Annotated in this window: 13 protein-coding genes; 8 read left to right on the forward strand and 5 right to left on the reverse strand. The window is 66.0% G+C overall.

The window, feature by feature from the left end:
- Nucleotides 1-39: 39 nt before the first annotated feature.
- From VUG52_RS00755 to VUG52_RS00765, 3 genes are all read right to left on the reverse strand, one after another.
- Entirely contained in the window at nucleotides 40-2904 is a 2865-nt protein-coding gene (locus VUG52_RS00755) for a class I adenylate cyclase (protein WP_050703274.1), read from the reverse strand.
- A gap of 154 nt (nucleotides 2905-3058) precedes the next feature.
- Nucleotides 3059-3304, reverse strand: coding sequence for a TIGR02647 family protein (locus VUG52_RS00760; protein WP_050703275.1), 246 nt, complete (start codon nucleotides 3302-3304; stop codon nucleotides 3059-3061).
- Nucleotides 3305-3355: 51 nt separating this feature from the next.
- The gene (locus tag VUG52_RS00765; protein ID WP_028688611.1) at nucleotides 3356-3658 is read right to left on the reverse strand and encodes a hypothetical protein; all 303 of its coding nucleotides are present in this window, start codon (nucleotides 3656-3658) and stop codon (nucleotides 3356-3358) included.
- 146 nt (nucleotides 3659-3804) lie between these two features.
- On the opposite strand from VUG52_RS00765, the gene VUG52_RS00770 reads away from it, so the two are divergent.
- Nucleotides 3805-4464, forward strand: a complete 660-nt coding sequence (locus VUG52_RS00770; RefSeq protein ID WP_050703276.1) for a glutathione S-transferase — start codon at nucleotides 3805-3807, stop codon at nucleotides 4462-4464.
- Between the two features lie 82 nt (nucleotides 4465-4546).
- On the opposite strand, the gene argH is transcribed toward VUG52_RS00770, so the two are convergent.
- Nucleotides 4547-5941 (reverse strand): argininosuccinate lyase, encoded by a 1395-nt coding sequence (gene argH, locus VUG52_RS00775; RefSeq protein ID WP_050703277.1) that lies wholly within the window; start codon nucleotides 5939-5941, stop codon nucleotides 4547-4549.
- 296 nt (nucleotides 5942-6237) lie between these two features.
- Here argH and VUG52_RS00780 point away from each other — a divergent pair, with 296 nt between their 5' ends.
- From VUG52_RS00780 to VUG52_RS00810, 7 genes are all read left to right on the forward strand, one after another.
- Nucleotides 6238-6987: a LytR/AlgR family response regulator transcription factor gene (locus VUG52_RS00780; RefSeq protein ID WP_050703278.1), complete on the forward strand. Its 750-nt coding sequence runs from the start codon at nucleotides 6238-6240 to the stop codon at nucleotides 6985-6987.
- 197 nt (nucleotides 6988-7184) lie between these two features.
- Nucleotides 7185-8126, forward strand: coding sequence for a hydroxymethylbilane synthase (hemC, locus tag VUG52_RS00785; protein ID WP_050703279.1), 942 nt, complete (start codon nucleotides 7185-7187; stop codon nucleotides 8124-8126).
- A complete protein-coding gene (locus tag VUG52_RS00790; protein ID WP_050703280.1) occupies nucleotides 8123-8890 on the forward strand; it encodes a uroporphyrinogen-III synthase in 768 nt (255 codons plus the stop codon). Before hemC ends, VUG52_RS00790 begins: the two co-directional genes overlap by 4 nt.
- A gap of 46 nt (nucleotides 8891-8936) precedes the next feature.
- Nucleotides 8937-10037, forward strand: a complete 1101-nt coding sequence (locus VUG52_RS00795; protein ID WP_050703281.1) for a uroporphyrinogen-III C-methyltransferase — start codon at nucleotides 8937-8939, stop codon at nucleotides 10035-10037.
- Nucleotides 10034-11272 carry a heme biosynthesis protein HemY gene (locus tag VUG52_RS00800; protein WP_050703282.1) on the forward strand — a complete coding sequence of 413 codons (1239 nt, stop codon included), beginning with the start codon at nucleotides 10034-10036 and terminating at the stop codon, nucleotides 11270-11272. Before VUG52_RS00795 ends, VUG52_RS00800 begins: the two co-directional genes overlap by 4 nt.
- A gap of 480 nt (nucleotides 11273-11752) precedes the next feature.
- On the forward strand, nucleotides 11753-12250 hold the full coding sequence (locus VUG52_RS00805; RefSeq protein WP_220689961.1) for a disulfide bond formation protein B: 498 nt from the start codon (nucleotides 11753-11755) through the stop codon (nucleotides 12248-12250).
- Between the two features lie 230 nt (nucleotides 12251-12480).
- Nucleotides 12481-12951: an Rsd/AlgQ family anti-sigma factor gene (locus VUG52_RS00810; RefSeq protein ID WP_050703285.1), complete on the forward strand. Its 471-nt coding sequence runs from the start codon at nucleotides 12481-12483 to the stop codon at nucleotides 12949-12951.
- 1 nt (nucleotide 12952) lies between these two features.
- Here VUG52_RS00810 and VUG52_RS00815 read toward each other — a convergent pair whose 3' ends face one another.
- A complete protein-coding gene (locus tag VUG52_RS00815) occupies nucleotides 12953-13618 on the reverse strand; it encodes an FKBP-type peptidyl-prolyl cis-trans isomerase (RefSeq protein WP_050703286.1) in 666 nt (221 codons plus the stop codon).
- Between the last annotated feature and the right edge of the window lie 160 nt (nucleotides 13619-13778).

A 13778-nucleotide genomic window follows, 5' to 3' on the forward strand; every position in this document is an offset into this window, starting at 1 on the left:
AGGCCGCTCCTACAGAGGTGTACGTGAGCGCCGAGAGAATCAGGGCTCCAGCCGCGCCTGCAGTTGTTCCAGCCCATCGTTGAGCGCCTGCTCCAGCTCGCGCTTGTAGCGCAGGTACAGGCTGGTGGACCCCTGCTCGTCCTCCAGCAGCTCGGACAGGTCGAGGTCGGTGATGTAGCAGCGGTAACGGCCGCTGCTGCGCCGCTGACCCAGGATCTGCCGGGCGACCACGGCATACAGCTGGTCGCCATGCTCCAGTTCGGAAAACTCCTGCTGGTCGCAGTAGAGCGTGGCATGCACCCCGTCGCCGGTACCCGCCTGGAGGATCGCCTGAACTTCGTAGTAGGCCTGGTTCTGGCTGTCCATTGGCGTCTGTCGCGGCTCCAGACTGCGTGCCTTGCCGAGGCCGGAGGGCAGCAACTGGTAGTAGAGGATGTCCAGGGACACCAGCGGCAGGCTGTCCAGGGGCAGCTGGGCATCGCGGCGCATCAGCATCGACTGCAGGAAGCGTTGCAGCGGCAGCAGCAGGTGCTGCTCGTCCTGCAGCGGCAGCCGTTGCTGCCACAGCGCGTTGTGCTCGTCGAGCACGTACAGGTCGGCCCAGCCTTCGAACAGCCGGTAGAACACCTGGATGCAGCCGGGGCGACCCTGGGCCAGGATCAGCGGCAGGTCGTGGTCCTGCAGGGCATGGGCGTCCAGGTGCAGCGGGCTGTAGCGGCTGCGCTCCTCGCCGAGGGCCATCAGCACCGCGTCGTGGTCGGCGAGGCTGGCCAGGGTCACCTGCCCGGGCTGCAGGTCGAGGATGTGGGTGTGCTGGGCCACCTGCAGCAGGTAGCGGTGATTCAGACCCTGGTCGAGCAGAAGCTGCACGGTGTCGAAGATGTCCTCGACCCGCTGGCTGATGGCCTGGGCGCGGTTGTGGCAGTAGCAGCGCACCCGCACCCGCGGGCGGTGGCTGCGCTGGCCCAGGCTGTTGAGGAAGTCGCGCAGGCAGCGCACCAGCGCATGCTCGCCGTCGTAGCGCTGCACCAGCACCTCGTTCCAGCTGTTGAGGGTGATCTGGTCGAGGGTCAGCACCAGGTTTTCGCGCACCCCGGCGTAGCTCAGCGAGTCGGTGCGCTCGGTGGTCATCAGGATGTTCAGGTCGCGGTGATGGCGCAGTGGATCGACCCCGACATTCACCAGCAGCAGGATCTCATCGGCCACGCTCGGTTGCAGCAGGCGCACCTCGCTGACCGTCTCCAGCGGCAGGGGGATGCTCTGTTGCAGGCTGCCGATCAGGTTGAACAGCTCGAACTCGCTCAGGTCGCTGGCGCCAGGGTGCAGGGCCAGGCGTGTGCCGCTGTCGATCACGCCGTTGCGATGGGCCCAGGTGAGCAGTTCGAGCAGCTCGCGGCAGCGCTTGATCGGGCTGAAGTGTTCCCACTCGTGCACGCCCAGGTTGCCGTTGTACAGGCCCCAGTGATGGGTGCCCGGTTCCTTGCGGTTGGGCGAGTGCACCAGGGTGAGGGTGTCTTCGGCCAGGTCCGGGGCGATGCCCGGGTTGATCACCTCGATCTTGCCGGCCCGACGCTCGAAGGCGGCATACAGGCGCCGGCCGAGGACGTTGAGGTCGCGCTGGTCGGCGCGGCTGTTGGCGTTCTGCAGGCGGGCGAACTGGGTCAGGAAGCGGTAGCTGTGGTTCAGCTCGGCCACCAGCTCGCGGCGCTCGACCGCCACCTGGCGCACTTTCCACTGGCTGCGGCTGTCGAGCAGCGCCAGCTGGCGCTCGTCCCAGCCCCATTCCTCGGTCAGGCGCCCGAGCAGCTGGCGCTGCCAGCCGCCGTTGCGGGTGCGGCCAAGGTCGCTGAGCTTCTTGTTCACTTTCAGGTACAGGCTGCGCCGCACCAGTTCCAGGCGCGCCGATTCACCGCGCTGGAGCAGGTAGCGTTCGATGCGCCGGTAGACCATGACGTAGGGGTCGAGCTCGTCCAGGTCCAGCTGGTTGGCGAACACGGCCTGCTTGTAGTCCAGGCTCAGGCAGCGCACCTGTGGGTGTTCGCTGGCGTAGGCCTCGGTGAGCAGCAGCTTGAGCAGCGATTTGTAGGGCGAGTCGATGCCCTTGAACAGCTGCCAAAGCCCGGCGCCGACATACTCGCCAGGCGGTATGTGCGCCAGGTTGCCGAGGTCCAGGGCGTCGGTGATGCGGATGAAGCGCTTGGCCAGCAGGGTCTGGGTGAAGTCCCGGTAGTTATGCTCCTGGTACACCGGCACCAGCCACCACAGCGGTGTGCGTCCGGCCAGCCAGATGGCGGTGCGGTAGAACTCGTCGAGCAGCAGGTAGTGCTGGGTGGTGCCGCAGTCGTCGGAGCTGAGCTGGCTGTCGCGCTCGCCCTGGACGAAGCCGCGAGGCTCGATCAGGAACAGGTGCGCCTCGGCGCCCTGGCTGGCGGCCCAGGCCTCGAGCAGCTGGCACTTGCGCCGCAGGTCGGCCAGGGCCTGTTCGTCCAGGTCGGGGGCGTGGCAGACCCACAGGTCCATGTCGCTCTGCTCGGCCTGAGCCAGGGTGCCCAGGCTGCCCATCAGGAACAGGCCGTGGATCGGTTGTGGCGGCTTGCCGTGGCGTGGCTTGTAGGTGAACGAGCGGGTCAGGCGCTGGGCCTCGGCCAGCAGGTCGCTGTCGGGCTCGAAGCCGGACACGCCAGCGGGGGTGGTGCCCGAGACATAGCCCGGCAACAGCGGGTGATTGACGTGGAAGAACAGTGGCAACAGGGTCAGGACCTGCTGCTGGCGCGTGGACAACCCCTCCATGGCCCGTGCCAGGCGGCCCTGGTTGATCTTCAGGAAGCGCGCGCGCAGCTTGGACAGCTCCTTGCGGTCGATGCCTTGGTCAAGATCGGGGCGGATTTCATGGGGGTGGTTCATTGCGCACTCAGGCAGGCAGGGGAGCACTGGCGAGTTTAGCCTGAGTGGGGCGGTCGGATAAGGGGTTGGTGGCTTTTTGACGTCAGTTTTACAACGTTCGTCTGGGGCTCATCGCGGGGCAAGCCCGCTCCCACGTGGGGCGGGCTTGGTGAACTCAGGCAGGCTGTGGGGTCTTAAGTACCCTGAGGAGCAGCTGCATACTTTCGGCGGCGTCAGTACCCAGGCTGGTGAGGTAGCCGCCGTCGGGTTGGTCAGTGAGACCTTTGTCGTGCAGGCGCTTGGCTGCGGCGACCAGTGCCGGGGAGGCGTCGCTACAAACCTTGATGCCTTCCTGGTGACTGTCCAGGTTGAACTGGGCAAGCACTTCCAGTTCGGCGATCAGTTCGGGGTTGAAGGGCATAGGCTACTCCTGACTTCGAGACAAGGATGGAAGTCAGGAGTGTAGTCAGGTTTATTCGATGTCGCCTTGATCCGCCTCAGGTGGCAGCTCCGGCAGGGCGCGCAGGGCGGTTTCATACCATTCGGTGTTGAACGGGCGGTCTTCGTCGAGCATGGCGTCGATTTCGATGGCCAGCACGTGGGCCATGAGGTTGAGGATGTCCTCGCGCTCGTAGCCGACCAGGGTCAGCTTGTTGAAGGTGGCCTTGGCCGCCGCGGGTTCGCCGCTTTCGATCTGGTTCTCGATGGCCTGGGTGAGGGTGGCCTCGGTGAAGGCTTCTTCGTCGTTGCCGTCGATCTCGTCGTGCTCGCTCATGGCGGTACTCCTGTGGTGAAGCGCACAGTGTGCCATGTCTGCGTTGGCAATGCCCGGCCATCAGCGCCAAGCATGGCACTGGTCAAGGGACGGGCAGGGGGCTATAACAGCCGGGCCAACCCCATACGGCCTTGGAGGCTGTCTCAATGCTCAAGCTTCATGGATTCGCGGTCAGCAACTACTACAACATGGTCAAGCTGGCCTTGCTGGAGAAAGGCGTGCCCTTCGAAGAGGTGCCGTTCTTCGGCGGTCAGTTGCCTCAAGCCCTGGCCATCAGCCCTCGCGGCAAGGTGCCGGTGCTTGAGACCGAGCACGGTTTCATCAGCGAAACCGGGGTCATCCTCGACTACATCGAGCAGACCCAGCCGGGCAAGGCGCTGCTGCCGGCCGATGCCTTCGGGCAGGCCAAGGTGCGTGAGCTGTTGCGGGAGATCGAGCTGTATATCGAGTTGCCGGCGCGTACCTGCTATGCCGAGGCGTTCTTCGGCGCGGCGGTGGAGCCGCTGATCAAGGAGCGGGCACGGGCGGACCTGCTGGCGGGCTTTGCCACCCTCAAGCGCAATGGGCGGTTCCAGCCTTACGTGGCCGGTGAGCAACTGACCATCGCTGACCTGATGTTCTGCTTCTCGGTCGACCTAGCCTGCGCGGTGGGCAAGAAGGTGCTGAACATCGACTTCCTGGCGGATTTCCCGCAAGCGACGGCGTTGCTGGAGAAGCTGCGCGAGAACCCGCACATGGCGCGGATCGTGGCGGACAAGGACGCGGCGATGCCGGCGTTCCTCGAAATGATCAAGAGCAAGCGCTAACGTTCTAAACAATCGCGGGGCAAGCCCGCTCCCACAAGCGTGGGAGCGGGCTTGCCCCGCGATTCGAGCTGAAGACAGTCGCTTATCGCGAAGCCAGCAAGGCCTTGCCACGCGCAACGGCAGCGCGCACCTGGGCCGGTGCGGTACCGCCGATGTGGTTGCGGGCGTTGACCGAACCTTCCAGGGTCAGCACGGCGAACACGTCCTGCTCGATCTGGTCGCTGAACTGGCGCAGTTCGTCCAGGCTCATCTCGGCCAGGTCCTTGCCGGTATCGACACCGTACTTCACCGCATGGCCGACGATCTCGTGGCAATCACGGAACGGCAGGCCGCGGCGCACCAGGTAGTCGGCCAGGTCCGTGGCAGTGGAGAAGCCGCGCAGGGCCGCTTCGCGCATGATCGCGTGCTTGGGCTTGATCGCCGGGATCATGTCGGCAAAGGCGCGCAGCGAGTCGCGCAGGGTGTCGGCGGCGTCGAACAGCGGCTCTTTATCTTCCTGGTTGTCCTTGTTGTAGGCCAGCGGCTGGCCTTTCATCAGGGTCAGCAGGCCGGTCAGGGCGCCGAACACGCGGCCGCTCTTGCCGCGCACCAGCTCCGGCACGTCCGGGTTCTTCTTCTGCGGCATGATCGAGCTGCCGGTGCAGAAACGATCAGGCAGGTCGACGAACTGGAACTGGGCGCTGGTCCACAGCACCAGCTCTTCGGAGAAGCGCGACAGGTGCATCATCGCGATGCTCGCCGCCGAGCAGAATTCGATGGCGAAGTCGCGGTCCGAGACGCTGTCCAGCGAGTTGCCGCCCACGGCCTCGAAGCCCAGCAGCTTGCAGGTCAGCTCGCGGTCGATCGGGTAGGTGGTGCCGGCCAGGGCGGCGCTGCCCAGGGGCATGCGGTTGGCGCGCTTGCGGCAATCCACCAGGCGCTCGTAGTCGCGGCTGAGCATCTCGAACCAGGCCAGCAGGTGGTGGCCGAAGGTCACCGGCTGCGCGGTCTGCAGGTGGGTGAAGCCGGGCATGATGGTCTCGGCCTCGCGCTCGGCCTGCTCCAGCAGGCCCTGCTGCAGGCGGGTGATCTCGGCCAGGATCAGGTCGATCTCGTCGCGCAGCCACAGGCGGATGTCGGTGGCTACCTGGTCGTTGCGGCTGCGGCCGGTGTGCAGTTTCTTGCCGGTGATGCCGATGCGGTCGGTCAGGCGCGCCTCGATGTTCATGTGCACGTCTTCGAGGTCGACGCGCCAGTCGAAGGTGCCGGCCTCGATTTCGCCCTGGATGGTCTTCAGGCCATCGATGATGGTGTCGCGCTCGGCATCGCTGAGGACGCCGACCTGCGCCAGCATGGTGGCGTGGGCGATCGAACCCATGATGTCGTGGCGGTACAGGCGCTTGTCGAAATCGACCGAGGCGGTGAAGCGGGCGACGAAGGCGTCGACGGGCTCACTGAAGCGGCCGCCCCAGGACTGATTGGTCTTGTCGGTGCTCATGGATTCACTCGTTGAAGGCGTGAACGGAAAAAGTGCGCCGATCATAGCAGGGTTGCGCCCGCCGCCGCAGGGCGCTGGTCGCGAGAATCGTCCGGTTACAAGGGGGTGCGGCATATTCAACGATTGAACGGCAGTGTTCCACGGAGCGTCTACAGTTGGACAAAGGACTGGTGCTGAATCTGCCAGACCAGTGAATCTTTGGCCTTCGCACCGGTCTGTAGCGTGACCGCGTTTTGGTCGCCCACACTTGTCTACGCTATACCCGTGCGAGACTCACTCAGGAATCCAGCGCAATTATGAATGTCCTGATCGTTGATGATGAACCCCAGGCCCGCGAGCGCCTGAGCCGGCTGCTTGGCGAGCTGGAGGGTTACACCGTGATGGAGCCCAGCGCCACCAACGGCGAGGAGGCCCTGACCCTGATCGAAAGCCTCAAGCCCGATGTGGTGCTGCTGGATATCGGCATGCCGGGCCTCGATGGCCTGCAGGTCGCCGCCCGGCTGTGCGAGCGCGAGTCGCCGCCGGCGGTGGTGTTCTGCACCGGTGACGATGAATACGGCAGCGAAGCCTTCAGGGACAGCACCCTGAGCCACGTCGAGAAGCCCATCCAGCCGCAGGCCCTGCGCGATGCCCTGCGCCGGGCGGAAAAACCCAACCGTGCCCAGCTGGCGGCGTTGACCCGCCCCGCCGGCGACGCCGGTGGCGGTCCGCGCAGCCATATCAGTGCTCGTACCCGCAAAGGCATCGAGTTGATCCCCATTCCCCAGGTCATCTACTTCATCGCTGACCACAAGTACGTCACCTTGCGCCATGAGGCGGGCGAGGTGCTGCTCGATGAGCCGCTCAAGGCCCTGGAGGACGAGTTTGGCGAGCGCTTCGTGCGCATCCACCGTAATGCACTGGTTGCCCGTGAGCGCATCGAACGGCTGCAGCGTACGCCGCTGGGGCATTTCCAGCTCTATCTCAAGGGTCTGGAAGGCGACGCCCTGACCGTCAGCCGCCGTCATGTGGCGGGGGTGCGCAAGATGATGCAGAGCCTGCACTGAAAGGCTTCAGGGAACGTGGGAGCGGGCTTGCCCCGCGATAGCAGTGCAAGATCCGCCATCGCAATCGCGGGCCAAGGCCGCTCCCACGCAAATCGCGACCAGTATCTGCGCAGGGAGCGTGATTGCTGATCTGAATCTGCGGGCACATCCGGAGGAGCTGTTATCATCGACCGCATTTCTCTGGATCGGTGCGTTTCATGTCCACTCGCGAAATCCGCATTGCCACCCGTAAAAGTGCCTTGGCCCTGTGGCAGGCCGAATACGTCAAAGCCCGCCTGGAACAGGCGCATCCCGGCCTGCTGGTGACCCTGGTGCCAATGGTCAGCCGTGGCGACAAGCTGCTCGACGCGCCGCTGGCGAAGATCGGCGGCAAGGGCCTGTTCGTCAAGGAGCTGGAAACCGCCCTGCTCGACAACGAGGCCGACATCGCCGTGCACTCGATGAAGGACGTCCCCATGGACTTCCCCGAGGGCCTGGGCCTCTACTGCATCTGCGAGCGTGAAGACCCGCGCGACGCCTTCGTTTCCAACACCTTCGCCAGCCTCGAGGCCTTGCCGGCCGGCAGCATCGTCGGTACCTCCAGCCTGCGCCGTCAGGCCCAGTTGCTGGCGCGCCGGCCCGACCTCGAGATTCGCTTCCTGCGCGGCAACGTCAACACTCGCCTGGCCAAGCTCGATGCCGGTGAGTACGACGCCATCATCCTCGCCGCCGCCGGCCTGATCCGCCTCGGCTTCGAGGACCGCATCACTGCCTCCATCAGCGTTGACGACAGCCTGCCGGCGGGCGGCCAGGGCGCGGTGGGCATCGAATGTCGCAGCGCCGACACCGAGATCCATGCCTTGCTGGCGCCGTTGCACCATGCCGACACCGCCGACCGGGTGGTGGCCGAGCGTGCCCTGAACAAGCGCCTCAATGGCGGCTGCCAGGTGCCGATCGCCTGCTACGCGGTGCTCGAAGGTGAGCAGCTGTGGCTACGCGGCCTGGTTGGCCAGCCCTCCGGCGGCACCTTGCTGGTGGCCGAGGCCCGAGCGCCGCGTGCCGATGCCGAGCGCCTCGGCGTGCAGGTCGCCGAAGACCTGCTTGGGCAGGGCGCCGAGGCGATCCTCAAGGAAGTCTACGGCGAGGCCGGCCACCCGTGAGCCCCTGGCGCCTGCTGCTGACCCGGCCTGAAGAGGACTGTGCGGCGCTGGCGCAGACCCTGGCCGACGCGGGCATTGCCAGCGCCAGCCTGCCATTGCTGGTGATCGAGGCGATTGCGCCGGACGCTGCGCAGGTGCAGCGCCTGCGCGCGATCGTCGAGGCCCAGGCCATCATCGTGGTCAGCAAGCCGGCGGCCCGCCTGCTGCTGGAGCAACTTGCCCAGGCGGGAGTGATGCCGCCGTCCGCCGGCTGGTTCACGGTGGGCGAGGCGACGGCGCGGATCCTTCAGGAGCACCGGTTGCAGGTGGCCTTTCCGGCGGCCGGCGACGACAGCGAAGCCTTGCTTGCTCTGCCCGCGCTGCGCGAGGCTATCGCCGGGCCGGCACCCCGCGTCCTTATCGTTCGCGGCGTCGGAGGTCGTGAACTGCTGGCCGAGCGTCTTGCCGAGCAAGGTGCTAGTGTCGATTATCTGGAATTGTATCGCCGCTGCCTGCCGCACTACCCCGCCACGACCCTCGCCCAGCGCATCGATGGGGAACGCCTCAATGGCCTGGTGGTCAGCAGTGGGCAGGGTCTGGAACACTTGCATCGACTGGCGGGTGCGGATTGGCCGCGGTTTTCCCGCTTGCCGCTGTTCGTGCCCAGCCCCCGGGTGGCCGAGCAGGCCCGAGCGCTCGGGGCGAAAGACATTGTGGATTGCCGTGGCGCCAGCGCCGCGGCCTTGCTGGCAGCCGTGCAGCGAACCGCTGCGCCTGCCCCTTAAGGCGCTAAGCTAGAGAGCGATGCGCCACCATGCAAAGGATGGATACGTGAGCGAAACTGTCTTGTCCAACACCGAACAGCCCGCGGCGCCCGAGGCGCCGCAATCCGCCACCGCCAAGCCCGCCCGACGCTCCGGCAACGGCCTGGCGCTGCTGGCCCTGCTGCTGGGCGCCGCCGGCGTCGCGGTCGGCGGCTGGGGCGTCTGGCAGGTCCGCCAGCTGCAAGGCAGCGAGCAAGGCCAGGGCGAGCACCTGCAAGCCCTCAACCAACGCGCCGACGCGCTGCAGCAGCGCGAGCAGCAGCTCAGCGCGCAGTTGGCCAGCCTGCCAGCGGCCAGTGAACTGGAAGACCGCCGGCGCCTGGTGGCGCAACTGCAGGGCGACCAGCAGCGCCTGAGCCAGCGCCTGGAGACCGTGCTCGGCGAGAGCCGCAAGGAGTGGCGCCTGGCCGAGGCCGAGCATCTGCTGCGCCTGGCCACCCTGCGCCTGTCGGCGTTGCAGGACATCACCAGCGCCAAGGCGCTGGTCGAAGGTGCCGATGAAATCCTCCGCGAGCAGAGCGACCCTGGCGCCTTCGCTGCCCGCGAGCAGTTGGCCCGCAGCCTGGCGACGCTGTCCAGCACCGAGCAGCCGGATCGCACCGGGCTGTTCCTCAAGCTCGCCGCGCAACGCGAACTGGTGCAGCAGCTCAGTGCCCAGTCGCCGGAATTCGACAGCAAGGCCGACGCCATGGGCGCGCTGACCGCCGATGGCGACGGTGCCAGTCGCTGGTCGCAGTGGTGGGCGGAGATCTCCAAGTATTTCCAGATCGAGTTCAATGCCGACGACAACGTCCGCCCGCTGCTGTCCGGGCAGTCGCTCAACCAGTTGCGCCTGGCCCTGAGCCTGACCATCGAGCAGGCGCAGTGGGCGGCCCTCAACGGCGAGGCCAAGGTCTATGCCCAGGCCATGGACGATGCGCGCAGCGTGTTGCTGGCCAACTTCAATCCGGACAATCCGCAAAGCAAGGCGATGCTCGACAACCTCAACCAGCTGGCCGAACAGCCGGTGTCGGTGGTCACGCCTGACCTGAGCGAGAGCCTGGCCGCGGTGCAGGCCTACATCCAGCGTCGCCACCTGCCGGCCGCCGCCGAGGGGGCCAAGCCATGAAGCGTGTCTACCTGCTGGCGGTGCTGGCGATCGTCGTCGCCGCGGCGCTGGGCATTGCGATCGCCAAGCACAGCGGCTACGTGCTGATCGCCTACGGCGGTTTCCGCTACCAGTCGGGGCTGTGGGCGGCGCTCGGCGCGCTGGTCGGCATCATCCTGCTGCTGTTGCTGCTGCGCTACCTGGTCGGCCTGGTGCTGACCTCGTCCGGGGTGGTCAACCCGTGGTCGCGGCGCAACCGCAGCCGGCGCACCCGCATCGCCGTCGAACAAGGCCAGCTGGACCTGGCCGAGGGGCGTTGGGCCAGTGCCCAGCGCCACTTGCAGCGGGCCGCCGAGTCCGATCGCCAGCCACTGCTCTACTACCTCGGCGCCGCTCGCGCCGCCAACGAACTGGGACGGGTCGAGGAGCGCGACAACCTGCTCGAACGCGCCCTGGAACGCCAGCCGCAGGCCGAGCTTGCCGTTGCCCTCACCCATGCCCAGCTGCAGATGGACCGGGGCGAGAGCGAGGGTGCGCTGGAGGCCCTGCAGGCGATGCAGGAGCGTCACCCGCACAATGCCCAGGTGCTGCGCCTGTTGCAGCGCCTGCACCTGGAGCGCGGCGACTGGCCGGCGTTGATCCGCCTGCTGCCGGACCTGCGCAAGCACAAGGTGCTGCCGACGGCGGAACTGGCCGACCTGGAACAGCGCGCCTGGGGCCAGAACCTGGGGCTGGCGGCGACACGTGGCGAGGATCCGCAGGCGGCACGCCAGGCGCTCGAGCGCGCCTGGCAGCAGCTGACCAATGCCCAGCGTCAGGAACCGCAACTGGTGTCGGCCTACGCCGAGCAACTGCGTCAGGTCGGTGCCCAGGGCGAGGCCGAGCAGGTGCTTCGCGGCGCGCTCAAGCGCGACTACGAAAGCCATCTGGCGCGCCTTTACGGGCTGGTGCGCGGCGATGATCCGGCGCGCCAGCTGCAGACGGCCGAAGGCTGGCTGAAGGAGCATCCGCAGGACCCGAGCCTGCTGCTCACCCTCGGCCGACTGAGCCTGCAGAACCGCTTGTGGGGCAAGGCGCGTGATTATCTGGAGAGCAGTCTGCGCATGGAGCGCAATCCGGAAACCTGCGCCGAGCTGGCGCGCTTGCTGGCCGGGCTCGGCGAGACCGAGCGCAGCAATCAGCTGTTCCAGGAGGGCCTGGGGCTGCTGGATGAGCGCCTGCTGGCGTTGCCGCTGCCGGAGGGTGTTCGGGCCTGAGGCCCAACCCTTTCAGGTGTTGAGAAGGGGCGTTCGACTTGGACTTGCCGGGGTCGCTTTGCGACCCTTTCGCGGCACAAGGCCGCTCCTACAGGTGATCGCGCCATCCTGTAGGAGCGGCCTTGTGCCGCGAATGGGCTGCAAAGCAGCCCCGGCAATCTTGAATTGAAGCGGCCATATCCGAGAAAACGCAAAAACCTTGAAAGGGATGGACCTGTCGCGCATCGCGGGCATACCTGCTTGTGCCGGTGCGATGTTTTGCCAGCGGCGCGTTGCATTCTCTGATGAGCGATGACTCAAGACGCCCTCTGCGCAGAGGGCGTCGAATCGTCCTTCGTCCGCGTCGGAATATTCCCACGTTTCACGAAAATGATTCCCTAGCCATTCAGCGACTTGTCTGCACTGTAGCGCCTTGATACAAAGCGCCCCTTTCCTCTACCGTTTCAAACCACTTCCTTCATTTTCGGATCACTTCTGCCCATGTCGCTGGCCTGCTTGCGCAGCTCGTTCCTTCCCGCCTTCCTGGCCGCCGTGGCGGTGCTGGTCGCATCGTTTCGTCTCGAAAACGTGGTCGGCCTGGACCCCTGCGCGTTGTGTTTCAGCCAGCGCCTGATGCTGGGCTGTTTTGCGCTGGCCTGCCTGGTCGCTACGCTCCACGCCGGCGCCCGCCGCTGGCATGCCTGGCTGGCGCTGCTGTTCGCGTCGGCGGGCGCCTTGCTGGCGGGGCGGCATGTCTGGCTGCAGGCCGAGCCGCTGCCGGTCAGCGGTTGCCACCTGCCCCTGGCGCACCTGGTCGAACGCCCGTGGAGCGAGATCCTGCAGGCGTTCCTGCTGGGCAGCCCGGACTGCGTGTCGGTCAACTGGAGCTTCCTCGACCTGACCCTGCCGGAATGGAGCCTGCTGGCGTTCCTGTTGCTGGCGGCGGTGCCGTTGTCGTGGCTGGTGCTGTATCGATTGCGCCAGGACGCGGCGGGTTGATCCACGGCAATGCACCAGGTGTTGCGCGACCAGCGGTGGCCGGCAACGGGATTAAACGCTTGTATGAACTTTGTCTGCTGCGTACCTTGAAGGGCAGGTCGCGCGGGAATAATCTCCCAGCACGCTTACCGAAAATACAACTGCTCGATGCCGTTTGCTGACGTCACCTTTGTGCCACGGTGTTGTGTCGCGAGGTGCAGCGGCATCTACCCAGAAGGGAAGAGATCGCCATGCTCGATAGTTGCCAGAACGCCCAGGAACGCTGGGGCGGTGTTCACAAGCTGATCGATCGTTGGCTGGAGGAGCGCCAGGAGCTGGTGCATGCCTTCCGCGCCTTGCGCGATGCCAAGCCGGCTTTTGCCGACAAGGACAAGAACCGCGATTTTTGCGCGCTCCTGGTCGACTATGTCTCGGCCTGGCACTTCGAAGTCAGCGAGCAGCTGGTCAGCGAAGCCAAGGCCTTTGGCGATACCAAGGCCCTGGAGCTTGCCACACAGATCAACCCGCGTATCGATGACAGCACCCAGATCGCGCTGGCTTTCAACGACCATTGCGAGAAGGGCGAGTGCACCGACCCCGAGCGCTTCGCGGACAAGCTGGGCAAGCTGGGCGGCCTGTTGCGAGAACGCTTCGAGCTGGAGGACTGCCTCATCGAAGTGCTGCATACCGCGCACAAGGAAGAGGACGCGCTGCAGGCCTGATTCAGTCGGCCACGTCCAGCAGTTCGATCTCGAACACCAGTGGGGTATAGGGTGCGATCAGGTCACCCGCACCGTCGGCGCCGTAGGCTTGCGCCGACGGGATCACCAGCCGCCACTTCGCCCCCGCTTTCATGCGTGGCAGCGCCACCTGCCAGCCCTCGATCACCGAGTCCAGCTTGAACCATTGCGGTTGCAGGTTCTGGTCGAACACCGTGCCATCCGGCAGTTTCCCCACATAGCGCACCTGCACGCGACCGCTGGCCTTGGGTTGCGCGCCGCTGCCGCTGGCCAGTTCGCTGTAGAGGATGCCCTCGGGCAGCTCGCGTACCCCGGTCTTGGCCCGCTCACCGGCAATGAAGCGTTTTTCCGCTTCCACCAGTTTTTCCACCTGGGCCTGTTCGGCGGCGGCGTTGGCTTGCGTCTCGTGCTGCTCGAGGATGGCCTGCATGCGTGACTTGGCAATGCGTGGCGGCTGGCCCTGGTAGGCCTGGCGCAGGCCTTCGACCAGGGCGTCGAGCTGCAGGCCGGGGACTTCCTGGCGCAGGCGCTCGCCCAGGCTGGCACCAAGGCTGTAGGCCAGGTCGCTGTCGTTGGCGGGGGCGGTTTCGGCGTTGGCCAGGGAGAGCGGCATCACCAGGCACAGGCCCAGAATCAGATAACGAGGCATGGACGGTTCCTGCGGTAAAGAGCGCAAAGTATGCCAGCGTTGTTGGGCGAAGATGTGTAAATATCGGCAGTGCACTAATGGGCAACTACACTTGTTTCCAGCTGCAAGACAACAACTTTGCCCAGGCATGCAACGCGGCGCTACTGAGACTGTCAACATG

Source organism: Pseudomonas sp. LH21 (assembly GCF_036549575.1).
GTDB classification, from domain to species: Bacteria; Pseudomonadota; Gammaproteobacteria; order Pseudomonadales; family Pseudomonadaceae; genus Aquipseudomonas; species Aquipseudomonas peradeniyensis.

Coding starts and splice junctions, on each gene's coding strand:
- VUG52_RS00755 (WP_050703274.1), bottom strand. CDS start 2,904: ATGAACCACCCCCATGAAATCCGCCCCGATCTTGACCAAGGCATCGAC.
- VUG52_RS00760 (WP_050703275.1), bottom strand. CDS start 3,304: ATGCCCTTCAACCCCGAACTGATCGCCGAACTGGAAGTGCTTGCCCAG.
- VUG52_RS00765 (WP_028688611.1), bottom strand. CDS start 3,658: ATGAGCGAGCACGACGAGATCGACGGCAACGACGAAGAAGCCTTCACC.
- VUG52_RS00770 (WP_050703276.1), top strand. CDS start 3,805: ATGCTCAAGCTTCATGGATTCGCGGTCAGCAACTACTACAACATGGTC.
- argH (WP_050703277.1), bottom strand. CDS start 5,941: ATGAGCACCGACAAGACCAATCAGTCCTGGGGCGGCCGCTTCAGTGAG.
- VUG52_RS00780 (WP_050703278.1), top strand. CDS start 6,238: ATGAATGTCCTGATCGTTGATGATGAACCCCAGGCCCGCGAGCGCCTG.
- hemC (WP_050703279.1), top strand. CDS start 7,185: ATGTCCACTCGCGAAATCCGCATTGCCACCCGTAAAAGTGCCTTGGCC.
- VUG52_RS00800 (WP_050703282.1), top strand. CDS start 10,034: ATGAAGCGTGTCTACCTGCTGGCGGTGCTGGCGATCGTCGTCGCCGCG.
- VUG52_RS00805 (WP_220689961.1), top strand. CDS start 11,753: ATGTCGCTGGCCTGCTTGCGCAGCTCGTTCCTTCCCGCCTTCCTGGCC.
- VUG52_RS00810 (WP_050703285.1), top strand. CDS start 12,481: ATGCTCGATAGTTGCCAGAACGCCCAGGAACGCTGGGGCGGTGTTCAC.
- VUG52_RS00815 (WP_050703286.1), bottom strand. CDS start 13,618: ATGCCTCGTTATCTGATTCTGGGCCTGTGCCTGGTGATGCCGCTCTCC.